This window comes from Streptomyces sp. NPDC001135 (assembly GCF_053598395.1).
The window spans coordinates 64,906-87,214 of record NZ_JBSFKD010000029.1 but is presented as its reverse complement, the minus strand read 5'-3'; the positions used below and the strand labels follow the sequence as shown (position 1 = coordinate 87,214).

The following is a 22,309-nucleotide window of genomic DNA, read 5'->3' as shown; positions in this document are numbered from 1 at the left end:
TACGCGCTTCAGCCACCGTCGCAGGGCCCACCGTCGTCCGCCTTCGCCCGGACCGGACGGCAGAAAGCCCGACAGCTTGATGATCAACAGTGGATAGGCTGTGTGCATGCCACGTGCACGGGTCACCCTCGTAACTGCCCTTTTCGGGATTGCCGCGCTCACCGCCTGCTCCTCCAGCAGCGACAAGCCGGCTGCCCGCTCCGGCACCACGCAGAATGGCGACGAGCCGGTCTCCGCTCCTGCCCCCAAGCCGATCACGAAGGAACTCCCCCAGGGCCAGATCACGCAGGCCCTGCTCGGTGACGGCGAGAACCTTCCCGGCTGGTCCCTTCACGGCGACAAGTCGGTGACGGAAGGGCAGTACTGCAATGGCACGAAGGAAGCCGACTCCGCGCCGGCGGGCTGGGTCCGCGGCGGCGATTCCTCGTACGAGTACAACGGCTCCACGGACAACATGGCGTACATAGAGATCTGCCTCTTCAAATCGGCCGACGACGCCCGCCGCCAGTACACGACGTGGAAGGGCACCGAGACAAGCAAGCAGCAGAACCCTAAGAAGCCCGTGGGCAACGAAAACACGCTGGTCATCAATCCCGGTCTCAGCGATGACTCCGTCTACGGGTACGTCCGCTCGGGCAAGGTCGACATCCGGGTTCGGATCGAAGGCGGCACCGCAGGCGACCCCTCGGGCGCACAGGCGATGCTCGCCGCGACGCTCAAGCGCCTTCAGCAACTGCAGGACGGCAAAGCCGCCACCGCGACCGCCCCTGACGAACAGGCTGCGGCCCGGCAGTAAGCGATCTGCGTCGTCCTGAGCATGACGACTGTGAACACCCAATCGCAGCAGTGCAGGACACAGCCGGGGCAGTGGCTGTTGGCCACGGTGGCACCCGGCCGCGTCCGACCCGTGAGCTGGAGGAGCCACCAGTGGGCCTTGGCCTCCATGTCATCGTCTGGCCGGGGCGTCGGGGTGCGAGGTGGTCGAGGTAGCCGGCGACGGCTCGCTCTGCGGCGCCTTGACCCCGCGACCAGGGCCCGACGACAAGTCTGCCGGGCAGGCGGTGTACTGGACATGGCCATCCCCCTTCCGGTCCGATGGCGCGTCGCGCTGCCGGTACGGTCAGGCGTGTCTGAGTCAGGCCCCGGACCCGGGACAGCACCCACCCATCCTCCCGCCCGTCACAGCATCCCACCCAGAAATGCTGAGGATTACAGGCACCGGCATGTGGATCTCACCCGGCCCACGACGATGGGCCGTACTCTCCACTGCTTCCGGAGCTTCTACGCCTCACCGTTCGAAGCCGCCGCGGCCCTGGTCAGGAGCAGAGTCACCAACCGCGTGAGCCGGGGGCGAACGCGGAGACCACCTCGTTACATGAGGCTGCCCACCATGAGCACCCCGTCCCTCCGACCGGCCCGGGACGGCCGGATACAGTGCGCGCGACGGCAGCCTGGTTGCTCAAGGAGGGGAAGCGTGACCGACATCAGCGAAACCCGATCCGCCGACAGTGAAGCGCACGCGACTCAGCAGAGCCGACTGCACCGCCTGATGCGCTACCTCCCCCTGATCGCCCCCGTCCTGCTGTGGACGGTTCCCTGCTGGCTGCTGCTGTACACCGGCCAGCACTGGCCGCTCCCTGTCACGCTCGCCGGCACCGCCCTGTTCGCCCTGGGCCTGATCGGTATGCCGCTCGCGATGGTGCGCGGCCACGGCCGACGCCAGCAGGACTGGGCGGCGATCGTCGGAGACACCCTCCTGGGCATCATCTGGACCCTGTTCACCTGGTCCGTCGTGCTCGGCGTCCCGCTGCGGCTCGCCCTGACCGTGACCGGCGTCGGCCAGGACCGGGCCCGGATCGTCACCTGGGCGGTCCTCGGCGTAGCCACCGTGCTGCTCACCTGGGGGTACACCGAGGCCCGCCGGGTACCACGGGTACGCCGCCTGGACGTACAACTTCCGCGTCTGGGGGCCGGGTTGGACGGCACGCGCGTCGTCCTCATCACCGACACCCACTACGGCCCGCTCGACCGCGCCCGCTGGTCGGCGCGGGTCTGCGAGACGGTCAACACGCTGAAGGCCGACCTGGTCTGCCACACCGGAGACATCGCGGACGGCACGGCCGAACGCCGCCGCGCCCAGGCCGCCCCACTCGGCACCGTGCAGGCCACCCGGGCCCGGGTCTACGTCACCGGCAACCACGAGTACTACAGCGAGGCCCAGGGCTGGGTCGACCTGATGGACGAGCTGGGCTGGGAGCCGCTGCGCAACCGCCATCTACTGCTCGAACGCGGTGGCGACACCCTCGTGGTCGCCGGCGTTGATGACGTCACGGCCGAGTCCTCCGGCCTCGCCGGCCACAGCGCCAACCTCGCCGGAGCCCTGCACGGCGCAGACCCCGACCACCCCGTCCTGCTCCTGGCCCACCAGCCCAAGTTCGTCGACCGGGCAGCAGCCGGCGGCGTCGACCTCCAACTCTCCGGCCACACCCACGGCGGCCAGATCTGGCCCTTCCACCACCTGGTCCGCATCGACCAGCCCGCCCTCGCCGGCCTCAGCCACCACGGCACCCGCACTCTCCTCTACACCAGCCGTGGCACCGGCTTCTGGGGCCCGCCCTTCCGCGTCTTCGCCCCGAGCGAGATCACCCTGCTCGTGCTCCGCTCCCCGCGGCGGCCCCCCACGCCGTAGCGCTGGGCGGGCCGGCGGTTCCGCCTGGAGATGCTGCAATGCGCCGGCACCCCGAAGAAGGGCTACGCTTCCTGCAACGCCCTGCGCGGCACCAGCGGCGCCACCGCCTTCCAGGAAGAGCAGGCGGCGAAGAAGGGCATCGCCCCCCAGACCGTCCGGCCGCACGCCGCCGCGACTCCCCCACCGGCTATGGCCCCAGCGATCTGCAGTCGGCCTACTGCCTGACCTCCGCCGCCTCCGCCAGCGGCTCCGGCAGGACCATCACCATCGCCTACGACGACCCGACCGCCGAGTCGGACCTGACCAACACCCACGACAGTCAGGCTCTGATGCCCCTGTCCGGAGCCTCCCGCCGATCCGCTCCACCGGCGAGCCCCACCGAAGCCGGTCGGCCAAACTCCACGGGGCAAGGGCTGTGACTACTTCCATGTGCTCGCAGATCAGGGTTGTGTGAACTACGTATTTACGCGGCCGACCTCGATCGTGCGTGGAACGAGCCGAGGTGTACGCGATTTCGATGGCCCTGGGAGTGCCGTAGGCGAGGGAGTCGCTGGGAGAGGCCGCTGGCGCAGGCGATCCCCCGCCAGGGCAGAGACGACGGCACACACGGAGCGCGTGGCGTCCAGCGGCTCCTGCATGCCAGCCACCATGCAGGCGAAGCCGGTGCCCCGCGAACCGGCACCGCGTCATTCCGAAGGAATGCGAAACTCGAATTCGGGACGGTCCCACGGCACGGCGGGCGGGTTCGCGAACGCGGTCCCGGTCCGCACTGCACCGACGCGGTGGTAGAAGTCCTCGGCAGGACGATGTGACACGACCTTGACACGGTCGAGCCCGGCGGCACGGGCCTCAGACTGCATGTGCGCGACGAGCAGCCGTCCAATACCACGTCCCTGCGCTTCGTCGGCGACGAACAGCAGGTCGAGCTCCGGTGGAGCGAGGACGAGCGAGTAGAACCCGACGACCCGGCCTCCATGCTCGTCGGCGCCGATGGCTACGAAGGCGCGATGGGCTTCGATGTAATCCGGACCGACCCGGTAGCCCGCCACTGCGGATGCGTACTTGCCCTCGTAGGCGCCTGAGCCACGCACGAGCCGCGTGAGCCGTTTGGCATCCCGCGCGACTGCCCTCCGTATCGTGATCGGCTGGCTGATCGGAGAAGTGCGTGAACTCATCGGGAGAGTATTTCGCACCGGGGAGTGCCTTCCTGCGGCGGGTCGGCTGCTCGGGCAGGCGACCCTGCACCGCTCCCGGGAACCACTCGTGCGAGCGTGACCGATCTCACGCCGAAGCCGCGCCGGAGCGCTCCGGCGCGGCTTCGGCGTCTCACGGCTCCGCGCGGAGGTCCCCACCGGAACGGCTTCTGGCGAGCCTCGCCGTATCACAGCCCCTATGAGCGGGGTCCTGGCTGCAACTCTCCGACCAGGTGGGTTCAACCAGCCCGGCCGGATGGAGCGCACCGACCGGCGAGCGGCGGGCCTGCTGCGCGAAGGCCCGGTCCGGCCGCGGCGCCTGGGGCACGTCGTGCTGGGCTCGACCGACCAGGGCGCCTCGGTTCCGGTGACGCCCGCCGAGAGGTGCAGGGGTGTCTGCGAGGGTACGGGGCGGTGGTAGTGCAGCTGAAGGCCGATGGTCATCCCCGGCATTCCGGCGGCGGTGCAGGCCCGCCCCATGAGTTCGTCGAGGAGCATGTCGCTGATGCCGCCGTGGCCGTAGCCCGGTGGCCCTTCGTGGGCGATGCCGAGGGTGCAGGTCCGGCCTACGCCGTCGTCGGCGGGCGTGACGTGCAGGGGGGTGCGAGCGGCTGCCGGGGCCGGTGACGGGGGCTGTACCATCCGCACCCCGCCCGGGAACTCGTCCACCGCCGGGATCTCTGCACGTGCACGACGCTGGCCGGTCAGCTGCCGGGCCAGGCTGCGGTCGCCGTCCGCCATCTGGTGCAGGGTTGCCGGTTCGGCGGTGGTGCGGACGGCGGTCTCGACCAGGGCGCGCAGTTCGTGGCCGAGCGCGGCGATGGCTGCCCGTTGCCGGTCCAGGTGCTCCGGTCCCTGGTGGTCGGGGGTGGTGTGGGTCGTGGTGTGGTGGGTCAGGGGTGAGGTCATCGGGTTTCTCGGTGTTCGGGTCCGGTGCCGCAGCGCGGCAGCACGGCGGCGTGCGAGATCAGCGGGTGGTGAGGTCGCGGACGAAAACGGGTTTGAGGTGCTTCTCGGGCAGTGCGGCCGGCAGGTCCTCCCAGTCGAGGAGGTGCGAGACGACCCGGGCGGGGTCGACGGTGCCGGAGGCGGCGAGGGCGAGGGCGTCGGGGATGTGGGCGCGGACGTTGTCACGGGCGATGCGCCGGGTGCGCGTTTCCGCCTCAACAGTCGCCGTACCCCACCGAATCGGCGAGGCTAGCAGGTCGACTGGACCTGGTATGGTCCGCGACGAACTCCTGGGCCGCCTGCACGCGAACACCGCGGTACGCGAAGCCGCCCCGCGGCCTCGAACAGCACGTCAGGGACGGCACGTTGACGGCGACACTGGCGGCGGAACAGATCCTGCGGGCGTCCGAAGGCACCGACTAGCGGCGCCTTCGGTATCGGCCCGGTCAGGGGCGTCCGGGCCGGTTCAGCCCACGGTGAGCGGGCCGGCCGTGTACAGGGCCTCGTCGAAGGCCTGGCCGGTGGTGGGGGCCCTGCCGACCGGGAACGCGGAGACGGCCCGGCCACCGACGATCGAGGTGGAGATGTAGTCGCCGACCATGCGGCCCTGGTTGGTGTTCGCGATCTGTGAGAGCGGGAACGGCCCGGTCAGCGCGGTGGCGGTGGTCCAGGTGGCGCCGCGGTTGGCGGAGGAGATGTAGCCGACCTGGAGCCGGCAGGTGGTCGAGGTGCAGTTGGCGGAAGGGTAGAAGTAGTAGTGCAGGCCGATCCGGGTGGTTGTTCCGGATGTGGTGCGGTCGACGCCGAGGCCGGGGAGGAAGTGGTCGACGCCGCTGGTGGTGGAGTCGATCGGGACCCGGGTCACTCCGGACCAGGTGACGCCGTCGGTCGAGGTGGAGTAGACGATGTCGTTGGCCGTGCAGTTCACGCGGAAGCGGCAGTCGTGCCACGCGACGAAGATCTGGTTACCGCCGCTGACCTCCGCTGAGGCGATTCCCCTGGGCGCCCGCAGGCCGCCGGCGACGGTGTGGGCCTGGACGGAGTGGACGAACGAGGTGCTGCTCCAGGAGGCCCCTCCGTTGGTGGAGTTGAAGGCGCGGATGGCGCTTCCGTTGGCCGAGTAGGGAACGACGACCTTGCCGTTGGACTGGACGAGCGGCTGTCCGGCGAGGCCGCTGGGTGAGCCGGACGGAGCGACCGGCGCCGACCAGGTCAGTCCGCCGTCGGTGGAGGTGCTCATCAGGATGCGGTTGCCGGAGGAGGCGTTGTCGACCTCGATGTAGCAGCGCCCATAGAACGGGCTGGTGGGGGTGTTGTCGCAGGTGATCCACGGCTTGTCGTAGTTCGGCCCGTTGAACCCGACCGCTCTGACGGGGCTCTGCCAGCTCACGCCGCCCGTGGTGGAGCGGCTGACGGTGACTCCGGCGCCGGTGACGCCGCTGGAGGTCGAGTTGAGGGGCAGTCCGGCGACGAGCCAGGTGGCGTGCCGGGCGTCGTAGACGACCGACGGGTCGGAGACCCGGGAGAAGGCGCCGCCCTGGTAGACGGTGATGCCGGGGATGGTGCCGTGGGTCCAGGTGACTCCGCCGTCGGCCGACCGGGCCCAGCCGAGGCCGGAGGCGCCGCCGTTGAAGAAACGGCCGTTCTGGGCGACCGCGATGACGGTGTTGCCGGAGGCGAAGGTGTCGGGCTCCACCACGGTGGCATGCTGGCTGGTGCTGTTGGTGAAGGGGTCCGTGTCGATCTGTGTCAGGGCGGGCGCGGCGGTGAGCTGGACGTCGTCGAAGCGAGCGAAGGTGGGGGCGCCCCGGTGGTCGTCGTGGCTGACCAGGCGGAGGGTGGAGTCGCCCTTGGCGTGGCTGGTTCCTCCGACGCGTGCGGCGTACCTGCTGCTGTGCGCGCCGGAGCCGACCACGGCGGTGGCGCCGGCCGAGGTCCAACCGGTCAGGGTGCCGGTCTCGAAGCCGCCGTTGGACACGGCGGCGGAGGCCGGGGGAGCCAAGAGGACGGACGGGACGGCGAGGGCGGCCGTGGCGGCGAGGCTGAGGAAGCCGCGGGTACGCAGGGTCTGTAGCGAGTACACGAGCGGATCATCAGGGTGGCGCGCCGCGGCACGGGGAGCGACACACGCACACGTCCCCCGTCCGGACGGGGCGTCCGGGGCCCTTTCAGGGGACTGTCCAGGTCGAACGGGCCGTATGCGCCTCGGGTGTCGGTCCGTCTCGTCGGCCCGTCTTGTCGGGCTGTGATCAGGCGCTGGTGAGGACGGCCGGCGGGGTGAGCGGCGGGCGGGTGGGGAGGCGGTGCAGGTAGGTGTGGGCGCTGGGCAGGGTCTCCAGCAGGATCCGCTGCTGGCGCCGGATTCTGATGAAGTGGGCGTCGGCGGCCCGACGGGCGGCCGTACGGTGCCACAGGGCCGTCGGCGGCGGGCCTCCCTGCGGGTCGAGGGCGGCCAGCAGGGTGCGCAGCGGCAGTTCGCCCGTTCGGGGGACAGCCCGGCGCGATGCCCCTCCAGGCAGGCCGACAGGGCGACGGACGACGGCAGTTCGCGGTGCGCCTGCCAGAACGGCATGTCCGCGCGCGGAGCGGCCGGAACAGGAGCTGGGCCAGGTCGTCGGCCGCCGCGGCGCGCAGGTCCTGCCGGGCGGGGAATTCGCTCACCAGTCGGTCGAGGTGGCGCAGTACGCCGGGTCGCCCAACCCCCTGATGCAGAAAGCTATACCCCTCCCGGGGTAACCGACCGTACCTGGCCTCACCGCCGTCGGCGAGCATCACCGCCAGGTCGGTGGCGATCCGGCCCGGATCGTGACCGGTCCCGCGCGGCCGAAGGGGTCTGAGCGCGGCGGGAGCACACGGCGGTCAGACCCGGTGGCATCGGCGAGATCCGCCAGCAGCCGTCCCCCGGCATGACCGACCACCCCCGAACCATCGGCACTGACCTGGATCTTGGGACGCAACCCGATACCCCGCACGGAGAAAGTGCCCTCCGCCTGGACCGACAGAACCCCTCAGCAAGGCTCATCGTCCCAGGCCAGGAAGGCACTTTCGCGTTTCCGCCTCAACAGTCGCCGTACCCCACCGAAACGGCGAGGCTAAGACGCACATGGGGCCCTCAAGGCGAGCCGTTCGTCAGCAGCAGGTAGAAGCTGCGATCCCGGTGGACGAACGTGGCGGTGTCAGAACCGCTGCCATCGAAGTACACCGGCGGCTGCGGCTCCTCGCCGCTGTAGTAGCCGGTGGAGCGCAGGAAATCGGGGCTGACAGCGGCGAAGGACCATGCCGGGCCGTCTGCGCCGAGCAGTTCCCGAGCGAAGCCGCGCACCAGCCGCTCGGCGTCCGCTGCCGGGTAGTGGTGGCCGTAGGGGCTGAACGCCTCGCAGAGCATCCAGCGCAGCCGTGCCAGGAAGCCTGCAGGGTCGAGTGGGCTGACCATGGCGCGGAAGCCCTCGCGCAGGAGCGGGCGCGCGAAGGGCTCACTGTCGTACTCGTCCGACAGGTTGTACCAGTTGCGGCGCACGTCTGCGGCACGCATCAGCTGCGGGAAGAGGGCACTGCGCAGGAAAGCGTGCAGGACATCCTGGCGGTTTCCGGCCTCGAGAGGCACGTCGCATTCCGCCGTGAGCAGCAAGGTATTGCTGTTCATCGCGTGGTCGACGGCGGAGAGGAAGGCGTCGACGGCGGGAGGTTCAGGATCGGGGGGCGGCGCGGTGAAGCTCGGGGAACCCATGGCGGCAGCCTTGCGGACGACCGGTGCTACTTCCATGGCTTTTCCGCCCCTCCGGCCGGTCGGTTCAGCGTGGCGCCGGTCGCGATCCTCTGGGCAATGCGACCGAAGACGGCGACTGAGGGGCTCCCCCTCCCGGCTACTGCAGCCAGAACCCGAAGCCGCCGGGGGTCAGACGCCGAAACGGCCGCTCGGCGCCGATCGGCAACAGCCGACATCGCCGTAGGTCGCACCGACGGAGATCACCTTCCGGGATCTTCCGTACCCTGTGCTCCGGGCAGCGTTTGAGGCTGTCCGCCCGTTCTGCTCCGTCCCCGAGTGTTCCCGCAAAGCACTCGGCTACGGGCTGCCGATGTGGCAGCGAGTGGCCCAGACCTCCACAAATGTGCCCTGGTCGGTGTGATCGACTTCGAACCCGGCGGCGGCGACAGCGCCAGTGAACGCCTCGGCGTCCCACACCGTGTACCAGCGGCTTCCGTCGGGCTCGTCGAGCCAGCCGGTGCGGCCGACGGACCTGAGGCACGCGTACAGCTTGCCACCGGGGCGTAGCAGCCCGGCGAACTGGCTGAGTACGTCCACGGTCTCCGACTCGCGGAGGTGGACCAGCGATGCGCAGGCCCAGATCCCATCGAACGTCCCAGATGGAAATTGAGATCCGATGTCGCGCAGGTCGCACTGCGAGGTGGGTGCGTGGGCGTTGGCCATGGCAACGAACACCGGGTTGAGGTCGACGCCTCGGGCGCTGTGACCGTGGGCGGCGAATCGCGCGAGGTCGCGGCCGGGGCCGCAACCGGCGTCGAGGATCAGCGAAGGAACCGGCAGCGAGTTCGCGAACCGCTCGACCTGGTCGGCCATCTTGGGGGCGTGCGTGAGCGCGTAGTCGTCAGCGTGATCGCTGTAGACCGCGACCGATGCTGCAGCCGAGTCGAAAAGCGGATCCCCACTGCCGGTCATGTTCGGTGAAGTCACTCGCAAGGGCTGGCTCTCGTCTCATTGTCGATCACGGATCTGCACCAGTTTCCATCGCGTCCCCATACGGAGCAACGTGACTCTCACTCACGTTGCCCGAGTGGCTCTCGACCCTGTCGACAACATCTGGCCGCGTCCGGCCTGATCAGTCCTCGTCCGCCTGGGTGATCACGATGACCGGCTCAGCGCTGCCGCCGAGCCCGATCTGGGCGACAAGCCGTTCGCGGCGCGGCTGACGGGCGCGACCGGCACGCCCAACAGACGTTGCACAACGCCACCTCCCAGCACAGGGCCGGCCATTGACCGGACAGCTCTCGGGCGCAGATCGTCGGTGTCGCGCGGTCGTGCGCTGTGGACAGTCGCGTCGTCACGCCTTTCACCGGTGCGTACCCGGTCGCCGTAGGTGGATGGCGATCCCGCGGCGGCGCGAGCCGGAGGAGTCGTTCGGGAAGCAGGCGAGCAGGAGAGCGGCTGTGACCAGGAGGTGGCCAGACCGGTCCGGGGCTTGGTCAGGTGGGCTGGGGGCGGCCGAAGAGCAGGTCGTAGCCTGCGGGGAGCTGGAGCAGGACCTCGCCCAGGAGGTCGTGGCCCGCAGCGTCGGCGACGGTGCTGAGGACGGCGCTGACGTCCCAGGCCGCGGTCTGCTCGGTGGCCCCCTCGATCCAGGCTGCCGTCGCCCGCACGAACCGCTCCGGCGGCAGCGGCTCGGCGCTCTGCAGGGGGTTGAGCAGGATCAGGGCGAACTCCTCCGGCAGGCGCGCCGCCAGCTGGGCGCGCACCTCGCCGACCAGGTGCGCACCCAGCAGGGCGAGTACCACGCGCGCCGCGCGTTCTGCTTCGTGATCTGTTTCGTACTCGCCGCGTTCCTTCACCTGGTCGAGGAAGGCTTCGCGTCGCAGGGTCATCTCGGCCGCCACCCTTCTTCGGCGTCTTTGCTCCAGTGGGGGCGGAGGGCGGGTGAGGGGGAGATCAGATGCCCGTCCTCCGCCGGTTTGTCGGCCCCGGCCGCCATCGACCAGCCGGAGATCTCCTCGCGGGACCCGCTTGTGGGGATCTTGCGGGGTTTGGCGCTCGGAGCACAGGCGGTGTTGGTCATGCTCTGGCCGAGCGGACCGGTGGTGGTCGGCACGCCAGCGGTGTGACCGTACTCGGGGTGCGCCGGGGCCTGGTTTCAGCTGGCCAGGTCGGCTTTGCCGAACAGGACGGCGTAGCCGGAAGGGAGCTGGCTGATGATCTGATTCAGCTCACCGCCGGAGACGGCGCCGGCCAGGGTGGTCAGGACCGCGCTGGCGTCCCACTCCGCGGTGCGCGGCCGGGCGCCGGTGCGCTCGGCGACCCTCCGGTAGAACTCCTCGATCCCGAAGCTCTCTGCCTGCGCCGGCTTGGCCGCCGCCAGCTCCTGTCCGAGCGGTCCGGGCAGCTGGGACGCGAGGTCATCGACCTCGCCGGGGTTGATGCGCTGGGCCAGCACGCTCAGCACCGCGTCGGTGACCTTCGCGGCTTCGTCCTGGCTGTCGTATTCGCCGAGCTCACGCACGCGCGCGAGGAACTCATGGTGCTGCATCGTTTCGTCACCTCCGCTTACCAGCGATCTCAGGGCATCGAAGGCGATGCCCCCTTCCCTCGGTACCCAAGCAGGGGCAAGCCTGTCAGCTCCGCGCGACAGGCCAGGGCGGCTTGTCTGCCGGGGCGGATGCATCCCGTACGCCACACTCCCGCCGCGGCGCAGTCCTCGCCGGCGGGGCCGGTCCGGTGACCTCCACGGTGGCCGGGCGCAGCAGGTTCTCGCCCAGACGGTAGCCGGGACGCAGGACCGCCGAGCACACCAGGCGGTCCGCAGCGGCGCGGACATGGTGGGTGAGTGCGTCGTGGCACGCGGGGTCGAACAGATCGCCCACCTCACCGAACGACGTGACGCCCAGCGAGCCGAGCTGCTCCTGCAGGCTGTCGTCGATGTCCCTCAGACCGGGCGTCAGCGGCTCGTGCGCCAACGCCCGGTCGACGGCGTCCAGCACGGGCAGCAGCGCCCGCACCACGTTGGCCACCGCGATCTCGCGCACGGCCAGGCGGTCCCGCCGCACCCGCTTGCGGTAGTTGTCGTACTCCGCCTTGACCCGCTGCAGGTCGGCGGTCCGCTCCTCCACCAGGCGCCGCAGCCTGTCCAGCTCGGTGCTCTGCGGACCGCTCCTGGTCATCGTCAACCAGCCTCCGGCTTGTCGTCGTCGACGATCTCTGCGTCCACCACGTCATCATCGGACGAACCACCGCTCGTACCACCGCCCGCGGACGCGCCGGCCGTACCCGCCGATTGCTCGGCGCGAGACTTCTCGTACAGGGCCGTTCCGATCTTCTGTGCGGCCTGCGCGGTACGGTCGACGGCCTGCCGGATCGCGGCCGTGTCCGCGTTCTCGTCCTTCAGCTTCTCCTTCAGGTCGGCCAGCGCCGCCTCCGTCTCGGACTTGGCGTCCGCCGGGATCTGCTCGGCGTTGTCCTTCAGGAGCTTCTCGGTCGAGTAGACGAGTTGCTCGCCCTGGTTGCGGGTCTCGGCCGCCTCCCGGCGCCGACGGTCCTCCTCGGCGTGCTGCTCGGCCTCGCGGACCATGCGGTCGATGTCGTCCTTGGGCAGCGCGGAGCCGCCCGTCACCGTCATCTTCTGTTCCTTGCCGGTGCCCAGGTCCTTGGCGGAGACGTGCATGATGCCGTTGGCGTCGATGTCGAAGGCGACCTCGATCTGCGGCACCCCGCGCGGCGCCGGGGCGATGCCGGTCAGCTCGAACATGCCGAGCTTCTTGTTGTACGCCGCGATCTCCCGCTCGCCCTGGAAGACCTGGATCGTCACGGAGGGCTGGTTGTCCTCGGCGGTGGTGAAGATCTCCGAACGGCGGGTCGGGATGGTGGTGTTGCGCTCGATGAGCTTGGTCATGATGCCGCCCTTGGTCTCGATACCGAGGGACAGCGGGGTGACGTCGAGCAGCAGGACGTCCTTGACCTCGCCCTTGAGGACACCCGCCTGCAGGCTCGCGCCGACGGCGACGACCTCGTCGGGGTTCACACCCTTGTGCGGCTCCTTGCCGGTCAGCTCCTTCACCAGCTCGGTCACCGCCGGCATACGGGTCGAGCCGCCCACCAGGACGACGTGGTCGATGTCGGAGACCTTGATCCCGGCATCCTTGATCGCGTTGTGGAACGGCGCCTTGCACCGCTCCAGCAGGTCGGCAGTGAGCTGCTCGAACTGGGCCCGGGTGAGCTTCTCGTCCAGGTGCAGCGGGCCCTCGGCCGAGGCGGTGATGTAGGGCAGGTTGATGGTCGTCTCGGTGGACGACGACAGCTCGACCTTCGCCTTCTCCGCCGCCTCCCTGAGGCGCTGCACGGCCATCTTGTCCTTGGACAGGTCGACGCCGTAGTGGTTCTTGAACTGCTTCACCAGGTGGTCGACGATCCGCTGGTCCCAGTCGTCGCCGCCCAGGTGCGTGTCGCCGTTGGTGGCCTTGACCTCGATGACGCCCTCACCCATCTCCAGCAGCGACACGTCGAAGGTGCCGCCGCCCAGGTCGAAGACGAGGACCGTCTGGTCGTTCTCCTTGTCCAGCCCGTACGCCAGTGCCGCGGCCGTCGGCTCGTTGATGATCCGCAGCACGTTCAGGCCTGCGATCTCTCCGGCCTCCTTGGTCGCCTGCCGCTGGGCGTCGTCGAAGTACGCGGGTACGGTGATCACCGCGTCGGTGACGTCCTCGCCCAGGTAGGACCCCGCGTCCCGCTTCAGCTTCTGCAGCACGCGCGCGGAGATCTCCTGCGCGGTGTAACGCTTGCCGTCGATGTCCCCGTGCTCGGGAAAGCGCCAGGCGTGGTCGCCCATGTGCCGCTTGACCGAACGCGCAGTACGGTCCACGTTCGTCACGGCCTGCCGCTTGGCCACCTCGCCGACCAGCACCTCGCCGTTCTTGGAGAACGCCACCACCGACGGGGTCGTCCGTGCGCCTTCGGTGTTGGTGATGACGGTGGGCTCGCCGCCCTCCAGGACCGAGACCACCGAGTTCGTCGTTCCCAGGTCGATACCAACCGCACGTGCCATCTGTGCTCTCCTCCTCGTCCTCACCTCGTTCTTCGGCTCACCGGCCGGGAATCCACCGGACCGGACCCGCACGCAGCGGCGGCTCAGGACGCAGGTCCCCTAGCACCACCGCGTACCGCCACGCGGACCGCGCCGGCACGGTAGGGACAGCTCCTCGATCAGGCGCCGGCAGCGTGGGCTCGAGGCGCTGGTCGTAGGCCGCCCGCAGGATGGGATCGCGCAGCGTCTCGTACGCCGACCGCACTTCACCGAACCGTGCGGCGGTGTCCGTGTCCACTCGGGTGTCGGGGCGCAGTTCCCGCACCCGGGCGCGGAAGGCCGAGGTGATCGCCTCGGCCGTCGCCGAGGGCTGCACCCCCAGCACCGCGTACAGGTCCGGTTCCTGCTCCCGCATCCGCACGTCCGGCCACCTCCTCGCCCATCCTGAGCTGCGGTTTCATATCCGCTTGCCTACCTTTCTGAAATAAAACTTGAGTCTTGCCTTGTCAAGTCCGGGCGAGGTATAGGGGAGGTGTCCGCGGTACTCCCGTGACTACTGCGCGGAACGCAGAGTGGCGCAGTCGGCGAAGGAGTGGCAGCAGAGATCCCAAGGACGCCGGCCGTGGGCGCCCGCGCAGACACCGAGACCCAGAGAGCAGGGTGCGGATCATGGCACTGTTCCTCGCGGCGCACTGGCAGAACGGCTGGGCCGTGATAGAGATCAAAGGCGTCCTGGACACGGCCACGGCCCGGGAACTGCGTGACTTCGCGGCGTCCGTCCACGCGCAGCACCAGCACGAGCATCTGATCCTGGACCTGTCCGAACTGACCCATGCCGACGCCGACGGCCTCGGCGCTCTGACGTCCGTGCGGACGCTGCTGGACCAGGACCAGGGGGAGCTGCGCCTGGTATGCCCGCAGGGGCGGACGGAGCGGCTGCTGCACAGCAGCGGCGCCGCTTCAGACCTGCCCGTGTATCCCTCCCTCGACGCGGCCCTGTCAGCCCGAACCGTGCCCGTACACCGGATGGGAGGTGAGGTGCAGTGATCACCGAACTCGCCGTCGCACATGTGGAGTGCACCTGCGGCTCGTGCTGGCACCGCTGGAGCGTCGGCTCCGACGTCCAGCGCCACCGAGACGCTCTCGACGCCGAGTAGGAGGCTGCTACCGCGACAACACCGAGTTTCCCTGCCGTATACGCCGCAGGGCGCCCCGCCCTGCGACCACTGCGGCCGCCGCTGGGTCGGACGCCTGGTGGCGCGCCGGCCCGTGCCGCTGCCCGGTGACGCCGAGGCGCCGCGCGGCCATGTCCCGGCCCAGGGCGCCGATCGCCCCGAGCGGCACACCACGCCGATCTCCACGCCGCCGGTCACCCACAGCCGCAACCCGGCGCACGAGCAGCCCCGCGTCCACGAAGCCCTCCGCGGGTGACCCCGACAGCGCGCGCCTGCCCCTTGAAGGCGGGCGCGCACTGTATGCCAGGCACTCTGGCGCGCCGACTTCCAGGGCGCTGCGGCGGAAGCCTGCGGATGGAGGATGGACGTCCGGTTGCCCGTCAGGTGTGAGCTGCAGCATTGCCGATCCGCGCGAACGGCCTCCACGATGACCGGATCAGAGACGTCAAGGAAGGCAGCTCCTCATGGGTGATCATGTACACGTGCGGCTCAGCCAGGGGCTGAGCGTGTCGGCCGACGGCGAGCTGATTGAGCACTCCCGCTGCCGATGCGGGGCCACCTTCACCAAGGTGTTCGACGCCGACGGAGGGGAACCGGAACGCCCACCCGGCTCCTGATGCCGGCCCCGCCGCCGTGCGGCCGGTGTGCTCGGATGCATCAGACTGGGCAGCGGTAGTGGCTCGGCGTCGGGCTCTGCCCTGCATGGCGGGGCAACGCCATGGCCAGAGGGACCGTCACCCGCAGGCCCCCCGATCTCTGACGTCCGGTATGCCCCGAGAGGCCAGGGACGGCGTCAGGGCCCCGGACTGATGCCCGGAGCCCTGAAGGAGTGGTGTTGCTGTGGCGTCAGCCGCCCAGTTCCTTGCGCTCGCTGCCGCCGCTGATGGCGATCTTGCGGGACTTGGCCTGCTCGGCGACCGGGATCTGCAGCCTCAGCACACCGGCCTCGTAGGAGGCTTCGATCTTGTCGGTGTCGAGGGTCTCGCCGAGGAACAGCTGCCGGCTGAACGTCCCCGCGGGCCGCTCGGTGATCACTGTGTCGCTGTTCTCGCCGTACGCCGGCTTGCGTTCGGCCTTCACGGTCAGGACGTTGCGCTCGACATCGAGGTCGATCGACTCCGGGTCCACGCCCGGCAGGTCCAGCTCCACGAAGAAGGTCTCGCCCTCACGCCAGGCGTCCAACGGCATGCCCGCCGGGTGCGCGGCCGTGCCCCAGACCCGCTCGACGAGCCGGTCAAGCTCGCGGAAGGGATCTGTACGCATCAGCATCTTCATCCCTCCTTGTCGTCTATCTCGCGCCCTTCACTCTCTTCTGATGTACCACTGCGCCGGAAAGTTGACAAGTGTGGGCTCAACTTTTTTCGGCACTTGTTGGCGGTGGTCTGCCGCAGCCAGCCTGCGTCGGCCTCCGGATCGGGGGTGGACACAGCCAGACGGGCGTAGGGGGCGTCGTGACCGAAGGTCGTCACGACGAGCACTGGGCCCCGGGCGCTCAGGGCGGCGAAGTCCCGGCCCCGACTGTGCTCCAGCTCGCCCACGCACCAGCGCCCCGGGCAGAAGCGGTAGCGGGGCCCGGGATGCGGGCGGACCGCGCGCCACCAGTGCGGCTCCACGCGGACCTCGTCCACGAACTCAAGCGGCAGGCGCACGCTGCGGCGCCGCGCCGCCAGCGCCCACCGCCACGGCAGACGCACCACCAGATCGCCGCCGTTGGTGTGCAGCCGCGTCACGATGCTCACCTGCCTTTCGGTAAACGTGCCGCACCGCAGGCCGCTGCGGGCCCGCGGCGCGGCGCCCTGGGGGTGCAGGGAGCACGGTGGTCAGTGGGCCACGCGGGCACCGGACGCCGGGCTGGTCCACGACCGCGAACCGTGCTCGGCACGGGTGCGGTACTCCCGCCAGCCCGCGATCAGCCACAGGCCGCCCGCGATCAGCGCGTACACGCCGAGGACCAGGGCGATGGCAACGGCGCCGGCATCCGGGCGCAGCCAGAGCAGCACACCCGCCGCCACTGACACGACGGCGGAGGCCCGCCACCACCACGCATGCCGCAGCTCGTGCCGCATCCGCGTGGCGGCCCACAACTCCAGGCATCCCGTCACGATGGCCCAGGCACCCGCTGTGACCACCAGCGCCAAGGCCGTCAGGCCCGGCCACAGGGCCGTGACCAGTCCGGCCACCACCCCCAGGGCGCCGGCCGCCGCACAGGCCGCGGTGGGTCGGTGTTCATGCCGGTGCCGCCACGCCGTAGCGATGAGCATCGCGCCGTCCACCAGGGCGTACGCGCCGAATACCCAGGCCAGGGCCAGCACCGTCAACTGCGGCCAGAGCAGCGTCAGCACGCCGAAAACGACCGCCGAAACGCCGCGGGCCCCCAGCAGCCAGACACTCCTCATCTCTTCCGTCACCAGCTCCTCCCTTCCGGCCTTCCCGTGCGCCGACCGCCCAGACCGCCCCCGGCAGCCAAGGCCATCGGTGCAGCCGAACAGTCACTGCATGTGATAGTGAATTGAGTCTCTCCGTGTCAACTTCATGCAGTCGGCACTTGTCAGTGAATCTCTCGTCGGTTATACGGATAGCCGGTACTCGATCGTCGGGCCGCAGCCCCTGCGGCCTGCCTTCAGGGAGGGAGAAGTTGGACATGCTTGCGCGTACGGGCGGTCTGGGGGATCTCGAACGGCTCACCCATCAGCTCGCGCATGCCGCCGCCCCAGCCGGCACCGTCATCCCGGCGGATGCCTGGCGCGACGACGAAGCGCTCTACCTGCAATTCGACCTGCCCGGCATGGACCGCTCCACCATCGAGCTGACCACGGAACAGCACGCGCTGACCCTGACCGCCGAGCGGCCTTCCCCGGTCCCGGCCGACGCCCGAGCCGTACTGATCGAGCGGCCCACCGGCCGGTTCACCCGCCGACTGGCCCTGTCCGACGCCCTGGACACGGCTGCCGCCGAGGCCGCGTACGACAACGGCGTCCTCACCCTGCGCATCCCCCTGGCCGCACACGCAAAGCCCCGCAAGATCGCCATCTCCGGCGGCACATCCAAGCAGCTGACCGCCTGAAAGCTGCCTGACCCGCCCATCGCATCGGAAGGAGGCTGAAGCCGTGGGCGCCCTGCTGTGGCTGCTCATCCCGCTCGTCGCCGGCATCGCCGCCAGCGTCTGGGCCTGGAGCGCCGGACACCGCAACCCCAGCCCGCCCGACCACGACACCTGGGAAGATCTCGACCGCTACCAGCGACTGCGGACCGTCCTGAGCGCCAATGAGCACTGCAAGGCGGCGTGAGCCAGATGATCGCGGGACCAAGCGAGCCGCACGCACACTGCGGGGCTCCTCACTGCGCGCGAGGTCGCCGGCGTCGATACACGACGCCAGGGTCGCCCAACCGGCGTGCCATCGTGGGCGATTGGCGGCCGCCGGAACCGTGCCGTGCTTCAGCGGCGCCATACCCGGCGGGTAGCCGATCAGAAGCCCGGACTCCGTGGCTGCGGCCTCTTCTGGGCCTGCACACACCCAGGACCGTGCGCGCCCGGCGACCACGCTCTGGTTCACAGGCTCTCCGCCCGGCTCGCTCGTGACGTAGGCCATGAACGGGGTGTCGTCGGACGTCCTTCGGCGAGGCGTAGCCCGCGGCCCTGGCTCCGCCACATCCGTCCGGCAGCACGGCGTGACGAGGGGCTGGGGCTGTGACGTCCACCGCCGTCCCGGCAACTCCGATGTCGGGGTTCGCCGAGTCCGCACCCGGCGTGCCCCGCGCGCGGGCCGTGCCGGACCTGGTGGCCAGCCTGCGCTCGGAGGGCCGAGCCGCACTTGCCAAGCGGGCGGGCCCGCCCCGGTGGGGGCGCTCCGTACGGCTGTCAGCCGGCGATCTCGATGCGTCGGGGCTTGGCCTTCTCCGCCTTGAGGACCTTGACGGTGAGCACGCCGTCGGCGAGCTCGGCGCTGACGTGTTCTTCGTCGGTGTCCTGCGGCCGTGTCACCCGGTAGTCGAAGTGGCCGGATGGGGACACCCCCAGTAGGAGAGACCGGCTCCGCCGGGATCACCAGCTGGATACGGCCGACCCCTCGGGGTCGGGTCAGCGGCCGGTGGGCTGAGTGACCGTGAGCCTCCTACGGCCCGCACGGCAAGGCGGAGGCGCTGCTCCGGCCCGCTGGTAACGCCGGGACAGAATCCGAGGAAGCCATGCGTCCTCGTCGCTGCTGCTCTGCCGGCGCGGATGCTCCCCACCCGTGCGCGGTCGAGGCCCGTTGTGATCTCCCGTGATCAGTCGGTGCTGCCGGTGGTGTAGCCGTGACTGTGGGCCCAGACGATCGCCTCAGCGCGGGTGCTGACGCCGAGTTTGGCGAACAGGTGGTTGACGTGGGTTTTGACCGTGGCCGGGCCGATGAGCAGTCGGCGGGCGATGGGGGCGTTCGGCAGTCCGGTGGCGAGCAGCCGCAGCACGTCCTCCTCGCGGGGTGTGAGCTGGAGGGCCGAGGGCGGTGCCTGCGGTTCGTGGTCCTGGTCGTGGCGGTCTGGTGGCCGGTGGCCGCGCACGGCTGCGGCCAGCAGCCGCTGCTGGACTTCGGGGGCGAGGGTGACCTGCCGGGAGACCGCCGCCTGGATGGCGCGGGCGATCTGGTCCTTGCCTGCGTCCTTGGTGAGGTAGCCGACGGCGCCGGCCTGCAGGGCGTGGATGATCATCTCTTCGTCGGCCAGGGTGGTCAGCACCACCACGGCCACGCCGGGTAGTTCGCCGGTGATCCGGCGGGTGGCGGCCACGCCGTCCAGGACGGGCATGACCAGGTCCATGAGGACGCCGTCGACATGGTCCACGCCGAACTCGACATGGGTGCCTATAACACCGGCATCAAGGTCACAGACCTCCGCCAGGGCTTCGTCCGTGACGACCTGGGCGCGGCAGCAGTTTCGATGACGCCAGCCTGGCCACCGAACAGCTCCGCGCGGAGCACGGCCCGGACGTCTTCGTCCACTACTCCTCGGTCAATGCCGCAGGATTCCGCGCTCTGGAAGAGAACCAGGTGGTCAATTTCGACGTCACCCGGGGGCCCAAGGGCCCCCGGGCGGAGAACGTCACGCCTGCATGATCGGTGCCACCTGAACGGGTGAGTTCCGCTGACCACCTAATCCGTAGGCAGGGCGTCCATGCCCCCCATGGGCCGCCGCTGGATTCCGTCTGCCGCGCCTGGACCACCCATCCTCGGGACACACGTCCTCGACGCCGACCATGACCGGGACGGACGAAGCTTCCGGCAAGGACAGAGCCGTTGGCAGGACCGTACTACTTGCTCTTGATCTGTACGCGCTTGATGTTCACCGGCAGCGTCGGAAAGCCGTCTCCCGGCCCGTTCTGATCGTCCTCGCCGCCCACCGCGATCTTCTGGAGCACGTCGAGGCCCGCCGTGACTTTGCCGAACGGCGTGTAGGCGGGCGAGAGTTTGGTGTCCTTCCAGACGAAGAAGAACTGGCTTCCGTTGGTGTTGGGCCCAGCGTTGGCCATAGCCACCGTACCGGCAGGATAGGTCGCCCCGGTCAAGTTCTCGTCGGGGAAGGAGTAACCGGGTCCGCCGCTCCCGGTGCCGGTCGGGTCGCCGCACTGGAGCACGTAGATGCGCGCGGTGGTGAGCCGGTGGCAGTGTGAGCGGTCGAAGTAGTCGCGCTGGGCGAGGAACTTGAAGGAGTACGTGGTGCAGGGAGCCTTGTCGGTCAGTGCCCGGAAGGTGATCGCGCCCTGGCCGGTGCGCAGCGTTGCGCTGTACGGCTTGGCGGCCTTCACCGGGTCGAAGACCGGTATCCCCTTGAAGTTGTCTGCGGGAACGGCCGGCGTGTAGGTGCAGGCGGCCGACGGTGCGGCAGGGGGCGGGGTGTCGGCCGCGGCCTGCGTCGCGGTGCCGAGGAGGAGCAGGGCGGAGGCGGCGAGCAGCGCGCTTGGCTTACGGAGCACGAGACGGTTCCCTTCGGGTCAGTACCGTATGGGTATGTCATGGCCGCCTCATCCTGCCCGCTCTGTCGTCGGGGTGAAACACCCTGTTCCGGGCACCGTCAACTTGGGGGGCGGACGCCCCTGCAAGCGAACGGCGGCCGCCCCCAGGGACAGGACCACGTCGCCGACGACTAGGCCGTTGAGCTGGAGCCGAGCGAGCGGGACCTCGCGGACCTGCGCGCCGCCGCTACAGGCGAACTGATGCACGGTGAGACGGCGCTGATTCTCTCGGCGGTCGACGTCATTGGCCGCACTGCTGCTGGGGGCATCTACGGCGAGCGCCTGTGCGCCGCGCATTTCCAGCTCGAGAGCGGCTCGCGCAGCTCGCTGATGACCTACGGACAGCGGTAGGAGGCCGACGTGACCGAGAGGACCAACACCCCTGATCAGGGCGCCACCGGCGTCACCGCCGGGTTGTCCGGTGGCCGCCTCGCCCGAGTCGCCCTGCGCCAGGCCCGCGAGGCCGCGGGGAAGAACGGTGGCGAGGCCCGCGTGCCGTGCCACCGTTACGTGGGCGCCGTGAAGCGGGACGGACGGGAGCCGGCCGGCTTCGCCGCCGTGCTGGCGCGCCTGACGGCCGACAGGGCCTGGGAACTGCCGGCTGCCGGCGCCAGCGTCCTGGACCGCTGGCCCGAGACCGCGGCTGCCGTCGCCCTGCAGCTGCCGAGCCACGTCGTGACCGTCGCGTTCCACCCGGAGAGCGGTCAGCCTGGCCTGCGTCCGGACTCGGCCGCCTACGCCTCCCAGCCAACCACGCGGTCGCCACGGACGCGGTGCGCACCATCCGGGCCCTGCCCGTCGGCGCGACGCCCGCGCCCCGCCCTGCGCAGCCTGCCCTGTCGATCGCGGCGGAGCCTGAGGAACCGATGAAGACGCGGGAGACGGCGTCCGCCGGCTACAGGGAGGAGGCCCTCGCCGCGCACCAGGCGGTCGCGCTCCCGAGCCGTATCGACCCGTCGATCGCGGAGGCGGTGGAGCGACAGACGAAGGCGATGCGTGCGCTCGGCCTCTGGGCGTTCCCTGAATCGGAGGGCCTCGCCGCCGACGCCCCGGCTCCGATCGACGCGGCACGCGTCCGGCGTCGTCGTGAAGCCGACGCCTCCCACGCGGCGGCACTGCGCCGGGCCCGCGCGGAACGAGCAGGACGACAGCCCGAGACGGCGACCGCGGTGAAGGAGTCGGCGACGCTGCGGTCCACAGCGTGCCTGTCTCGTGCGATCCACGGCGACCAGGAGCGCCGGATCACCCGGTCCCGCAGGATGAACCTCCAGGCCGCCATCGGCATTGAGCACGGGGCGACGGTCCAGGTAGGTGCGTCGTGCCGTCCAGGTCCCGTTGGGCGAAGTCACCGGCGAAGACGAGCACCCCGTCGATCAGCTCTACTTTTCGCGCGCCGGTGGGCCACCGGCTGAGCAGTGCTTTCACCCTTGATGGCGCGGCCCCACTTGCCGTTCGAACGGGGAAGCGTCTGCTGGCGGAGGAGCGGCTGGCAGTCAGCATGCCGTGCTCACGAGCACGCCGCGGGAGCTCTGCGGCTTGTGGCCCACCACTTGACCCACCGGACAGGCCCTAGT

General features: G+C 70.1%; 25 protein-coding genes and 4 pseudogenes. 11 read left to right on the top strand and 18 right to left on the bottom strand.

Features of this window, described 5'->3' with window-relative positions; genetic code table 11:
- The first annotated feature begins 106 nt into the window (after positions 1–106).
- The 3 genes from ACWC94_RS30165 (at position 107) to ACWC94_RS30155 (ending at position 2,914) form a co-directional block, all read left to right on the top strand.
- Positions 107–796, top strand: a complete 690-nt coding sequence (locus tag ACWC94_RS30165; RefSeq protein ID WP_450800372.1) for a hypothetical protein — start codon at positions 107–109, stop codon at positions 794–796.
- Positions 797–1,474: 678 nt separating this feature from the next.
- A complete protein-coding gene (locus tag ACWC94_RS30160) occupies positions 1,475–2,689 on the top strand; it encodes a metallophosphoesterase (RefSeq protein ID WP_450800371.1) in 1,215 nt (404 codons plus the stop codon).
- 30 nt (positions 2,690–2,719) lie between these two features.
- Entirely contained in the window at positions 2,720–2,914 is a 195-nt protein-coding gene (locus ACWC94_RS30155) for a hypothetical protein (protein ID WP_450800370.1), read from the top strand.
- 461 nt (positions 2,915–3,375) lie between these two features.
- Here the strand turns inward: ACWC94_RS30155 and ACWC94_RS30150 are convergent, their stop codons facing one another.
- The 12 genes and pseudogenes from ACWC94_RS30150 to ACWC94_RS30095 all read right to left on the bottom strand — a co-directional run bounded on the left by ACWC94_RS30150 (position 3,376) and on the right by ACWC94_RS30095 (position 13,989).
- Positions 3,376–3,864, bottom strand: coding sequence for a GNAT family N-acetyltransferase (locus ACWC94_RS30150; RefSeq protein ID WP_450800369.1), 489 nt, complete (start codon positions 3,862–3,864; stop codon positions 3,376–3,378).
- Between the two features lie 985 nt (positions 3,865–4,849).
- Positions 4,850–5,032: pseudogene (locus tag ACWC94_RS30145) on the bottom strand (zinc-dependent alcohol dehydrogenase); the annotation flags it as partial.
- A gap of 264 nt (positions 5,033–5,296) precedes the next feature.
- Positions 5,297–6,913 (bottom strand): sialidase family protein, encoded by a 1,617-nt coding sequence (locus tag ACWC94_RS30140; protein WP_450800368.1) that lies wholly within the window; start codon positions 6,911–6,913, stop codon positions 5,297–5,299.
- A 665-nt stretch (positions 6,914–7,578) separates the two neighbouring features.
- Positions 7,579–7,832: pseudogene (locus ACWC94_RS30135) on the bottom strand (IS1380 family transposase); the annotation flags it as partial.
- A gap of 110 nt (positions 7,833–7,942) precedes the next feature.
- A complete protein-coding gene (locus tag ACWC94_RS30130; RefSeq protein WP_450800367.1) occupies positions 7,943–8,557 on the bottom strand; it encodes a hypothetical protein in 615 nt (204 codons plus the stop codon).
- A 336-nt stretch (positions 8,558–8,893) separates the two neighbouring features.
- Positions 8,894–9,523, bottom strand: a complete 630-nt coding sequence (locus ACWC94_RS30125; protein ID WP_450800365.1) for a class I SAM-dependent methyltransferase — start codon at positions 9,521–9,523, stop codon at positions 8,894–8,896.
- Positions 9,524–10,032: 509 nt separating this feature from the next.
- The gene (locus ACWC94_RS30120) at positions 10,033–10,428 is read right to left on the bottom strand and encodes a DUF2267 domain-containing protein (RefSeq protein WP_450800364.1); all 396 of its coding nucleotides are present in this window, start codon (positions 10,426–10,428) and stop codon (positions 10,033–10,035) included.
- A pseudogene (locus ACWC94_RS30115) lies at positions 10,425–10,694 on the bottom strand (hypothetical protein); the annotation flags it as partial. The gene ACWC94_RS30120 and the pseudogene ACWC94_RS30115, both read right to left, overlap by 4 nt.
- Complete coding sequence (locus ACWC94_RS30110) at positions 10,695–11,087, bottom strand: DUF2267 domain-containing protein (protein WP_450800363.1); 393 nt, start codon at positions 11,085–11,087, stop codon at positions 10,695–10,697.
- A gap of 85 nt (positions 11,088–11,172) precedes the next feature.
- Positions 11,173–11,718 (bottom strand): nucleotide exchange factor GrpE, encoded by a 546-nt coding sequence (gene grpE / locus ACWC94_RS30105; RefSeq protein WP_450800361.1) that lies wholly within the window; start codon positions 11,716–11,718, stop codon positions 11,173–11,175.
- 2 nt (positions 11,719–11,720) lie between these two features.
- Positions 11,721–13,595, bottom strand: a complete 1,875-nt coding sequence (dnaK, locus tag ACWC94_RS30100) for a molecular chaperone DnaK (protein ID WP_450800360.1) — start codon at positions 13,593–13,595, stop codon at positions 11,721–11,723.
- Between the two features lie 37 nt (positions 13,596–13,632).
- Entirely contained in the window at positions 13,633–13,989 is a 357-nt protein-coding gene (locus ACWC94_RS30095) for a J domain-containing protein (protein WP_450800414.1), read from the bottom strand.
- Positions 13,990–14,243: 254 nt separating this feature from the next.
- On the opposite strand from ACWC94_RS30095, the gene ACWC94_RS30090 reads away from it, so the two are divergent.
- The 3 genes from ACWC94_RS30090 to ACWC94_RS30080 all read left to right on the top strand — a co-directional run bounded on the left by ACWC94_RS30090 (position 14,244) and on the right by ACWC94_RS30080 (position 15,366).
- On the top strand, positions 14,244–14,621 hold the full coding sequence (locus ACWC94_RS30090; protein WP_450800359.1) for an STAS domain-containing protein: 378 nt from the start codon (positions 14,244–14,246) through the stop codon (positions 14,619–14,621).
- 207 nt (positions 14,622–14,828) lie between these two features.
- Complete coding sequence (locus ACWC94_RS30085) at positions 14,829–15,005, top strand: hypothetical protein (protein ID WP_450800358.1); 177 nt, start codon at positions 14,829–14,831, stop codon at positions 15,003–15,005.
- Between the two features lie 208 nt (positions 15,006–15,213).
- Positions 15,214–15,366, top strand: a complete 153-nt coding sequence (locus ACWC94_RS30080) for a hypothetical protein (RefSeq protein ID WP_351561663.1) — start codon at positions 15,214–15,216, stop codon at positions 15,364–15,366.
- 229 nt (positions 15,367–15,595) lie between these two features.
- Here ACWC94_RS30080 and ACWC94_RS30075 read toward each other — a convergent pair whose 3' ends face one another.
- The 3 genes from ACWC94_RS30075 to ACWC94_RS30065 all read right to left on the bottom strand — a co-directional run bounded on the left by ACWC94_RS30075 (position 15,596) and on the right by ACWC94_RS30065 (position 17,157).
- Complete coding sequence (locus ACWC94_RS30075) at positions 15,596–16,018, bottom strand: Hsp20/alpha crystallin family protein (protein WP_450800357.1); 423 nt, start codon at positions 16,016–16,018, stop codon at positions 15,596–15,598.
- A gap of 2 nt (positions 16,019–16,020) precedes the next feature.
- Positions 16,021–16,488 carry a hypothetical protein gene (locus ACWC94_RS30070; protein WP_450800356.1) on the bottom strand — a complete coding sequence of 156 codons (468 nt, stop codon included), beginning with the start codon at positions 16,486–16,488 and terminating at the stop codon, positions 16,021–16,023.
- 81 nt (positions 16,489–16,569) lie between these two features.
- Complete coding sequence (locus tag ACWC94_RS30065) at positions 16,570–17,157, bottom strand: HdeD family acid-resistance protein (RefSeq protein WP_450800355.1); 588 nt, start codon at positions 17,155–17,157, stop codon at positions 16,570–16,572.
- A 233-nt stretch (positions 17,158–17,390) separates the two neighbouring features.
- Here ACWC94_RS30065 and ACWC94_RS30060 point away from each other — a divergent pair, with 233 nt between their 5' ends.
- The gene (locus ACWC94_RS30060) at positions 17,391–17,813 is read left to right on the top strand and encodes an Hsp20/alpha crystallin family protein (RefSeq protein ID WP_450800354.1); all 423 of its coding nucleotides are present in this window, start codon (positions 17,391–17,393) and stop codon (positions 17,811–17,813) included.
- Positions 17,814–17,856: 43 nt separating this feature from the next.
- Positions 17,857–18,036, top strand: coding sequence for a hypothetical protein (locus ACWC94_RS30055; RefSeq protein WP_450800353.1), 180 nt, complete (start codon positions 17,857–17,859; stop codon positions 18,034–18,036).
- Between the two features lie 572 nt (positions 18,037–18,608).
- On the opposite strand, the gene ACWC94_RS30050 is transcribed toward ACWC94_RS30055, so the two are convergent.
- Together ACWC94_RS30050 and ACWC94_RS30045 are read right to left on the bottom strand one after the other, a co-directional pair.
- Complete coding sequence (locus ACWC94_RS30050; RefSeq protein WP_450800352.1) at positions 18,609–18,761, bottom strand: Hsp20/alpha crystallin family protein; 153 nt, start codon at positions 18,759–18,761, stop codon at positions 18,609–18,611.
- 254 nt (positions 18,762–19,015) lie between these two features.
- Complete coding sequence (locus ACWC94_RS30045) at positions 19,016–19,567, bottom strand: LuxR C-terminal-related transcriptional regulator (RefSeq protein ID WP_450800351.1); 552 nt, start codon at positions 19,565–19,567, stop codon at positions 19,016–19,018.
- A gap of 137 nt (positions 19,568–19,704) precedes the next feature.
- On the opposite strand from ACWC94_RS30045, the pseudogene ACWC94_RS30040 reads away from it, so the two are divergent.
- A pseudogene (locus tag ACWC94_RS30040) lies at positions 19,705–19,839 on the top strand (cold-shock protein); the annotation flags it as partial.
- A gap of 194 nt (positions 19,840–20,033) precedes the next feature.
- Here the strand turns inward: ACWC94_RS30040 and ACWC94_RS30035 are convergent.
- Positions 20,034–20,696 carry a peptidylprolyl isomerase gene (locus ACWC94_RS30035; RefSeq protein ID WP_450800350.1) on the bottom strand — a complete coding sequence of 221 codons (663 nt, stop codon included), beginning with the start codon at positions 20,694–20,696 and terminating at the stop codon, positions 20,034–20,036.
- A 240-nt stretch (positions 20,697–20,936) separates the two neighbouring features.
- Between ACWC94_RS30035 and ACWC94_RS30030 the strand changes: the two genes are divergently transcribed.
- A complete protein-coding gene (locus tag ACWC94_RS30030) occupies positions 20,937–21,086 on the top strand; it encodes a hypothetical protein (RefSeq protein ID WP_450800349.1) in 150 nt (49 codons plus the stop codon).
- 9 nt (positions 21,087–21,095) lie between these two features.
- Positions 21,096–21,605 carry a hypothetical protein gene (locus tag ACWC94_RS30025; RefSeq protein WP_450800348.1) on the top strand — a complete coding sequence of 170 codons (510 nt, stop codon included), beginning with the start codon at positions 21,096–21,098 and terminating at the stop codon, positions 21,603–21,605.
- Positions 21,606–22,309: the final 704 nt, after the last annotated feature.

Bases quoted from the DNA above. Each gene is read 5' to 3' on its own strand.
- ACWC94_RS30060 (WP_450800354.1), top strand. From the start codon at position 17,391: ATGCTTGCGCGTACGGGCGGTCTGGGGGATCTCGAACGGCTCACCCAT.
- ACWC94_RS30080 (WP_351561663.1), top strand. From the start codon at position 15,214: ATGGGTGATCATGTACACGTGCGGCTCAGCCAGGGGCTGAGCGTGTCG.
- ACWC94_RS30165 (WP_450800372.1), top strand. From the start codon at position 107: ATGCCACGTGCACGGGTCACCCTCGTAACTGCCCTTTTCGGGATTGCC.
- ACWC94_RS30130 (WP_450800367.1), bottom strand. From the start codon at position 8,557: ATGGGTTCCCCGAGCTTCACCGCGCCGCCCCCCGATCCTGAACCTCCC.
- ACWC94_RS30150 (WP_450800369.1), bottom strand. From the start codon at position 3,864: ATGAGTTCACGCACTTCTCCGATCAGCCAGCCGATCACGATACGGAGG.
- ACWC94_RS30090 (WP_450800359.1), top strand. From the start codon at position 14,244: ATGGCACTGTTCCTCGCGGCGCACTGGCAGAACGGCTGGGCCGTGATA.
- ACWC94_RS30095 (WP_450800414.1), bottom strand. From the start codon at position 13,989: ATGCGGGAGCAGGAACCGGACCTGTACGCGGTGCTGGGGGTGCAGCCC.
- ACWC94_RS30155 (WP_450800370.1), top strand. From the start codon at position 2,720: ATGCTGCAATGCGCCGGCACCCCGAAGAAGGGCTACGCTTCCTGCAAC.
- ACWC94_RS30075 (WP_450800357.1), bottom strand. From the start codon at position 16,018: ATGCTGATGCGTACAGATCCCTTCCGCGAGCTTGACCGGCTCGTCGAG.
- grpE (WP_450800361.1), bottom strand. From the start codon at position 11,718: ATGACCAGGAGCGGTCCGCAGAGCACCGAGCTGGACAGGCTGCGGCGC.
- ACWC94_RS30110 (WP_450800363.1), bottom strand. From the start codon at position 11,087: ATGCAGCACCATGAGTTCCTCGCGCGCGTGCGTGAGCTCGGCGAATAC.
- dnaK (WP_450800360.1), bottom strand. From the start codon at position 13,595: ATGGCACGTGCGGTTGGTATCGACCTGGGAACGACGAACTCGGTGGTC.
- ACWC94_RS30030 (WP_450800349.1), top strand. From the start codon at position 20,937: ATGCACGGTGAGACGGCGCTGATTCTCTCGGCGGTCGACGTCATTGGC.
- ACWC94_RS30120 (WP_450800364.1), bottom strand. From the start codon at position 10,428: ATGACCCTGCGACGCGAAGCCTTCCTCGACCAGGTGAAGGAACGCGGC.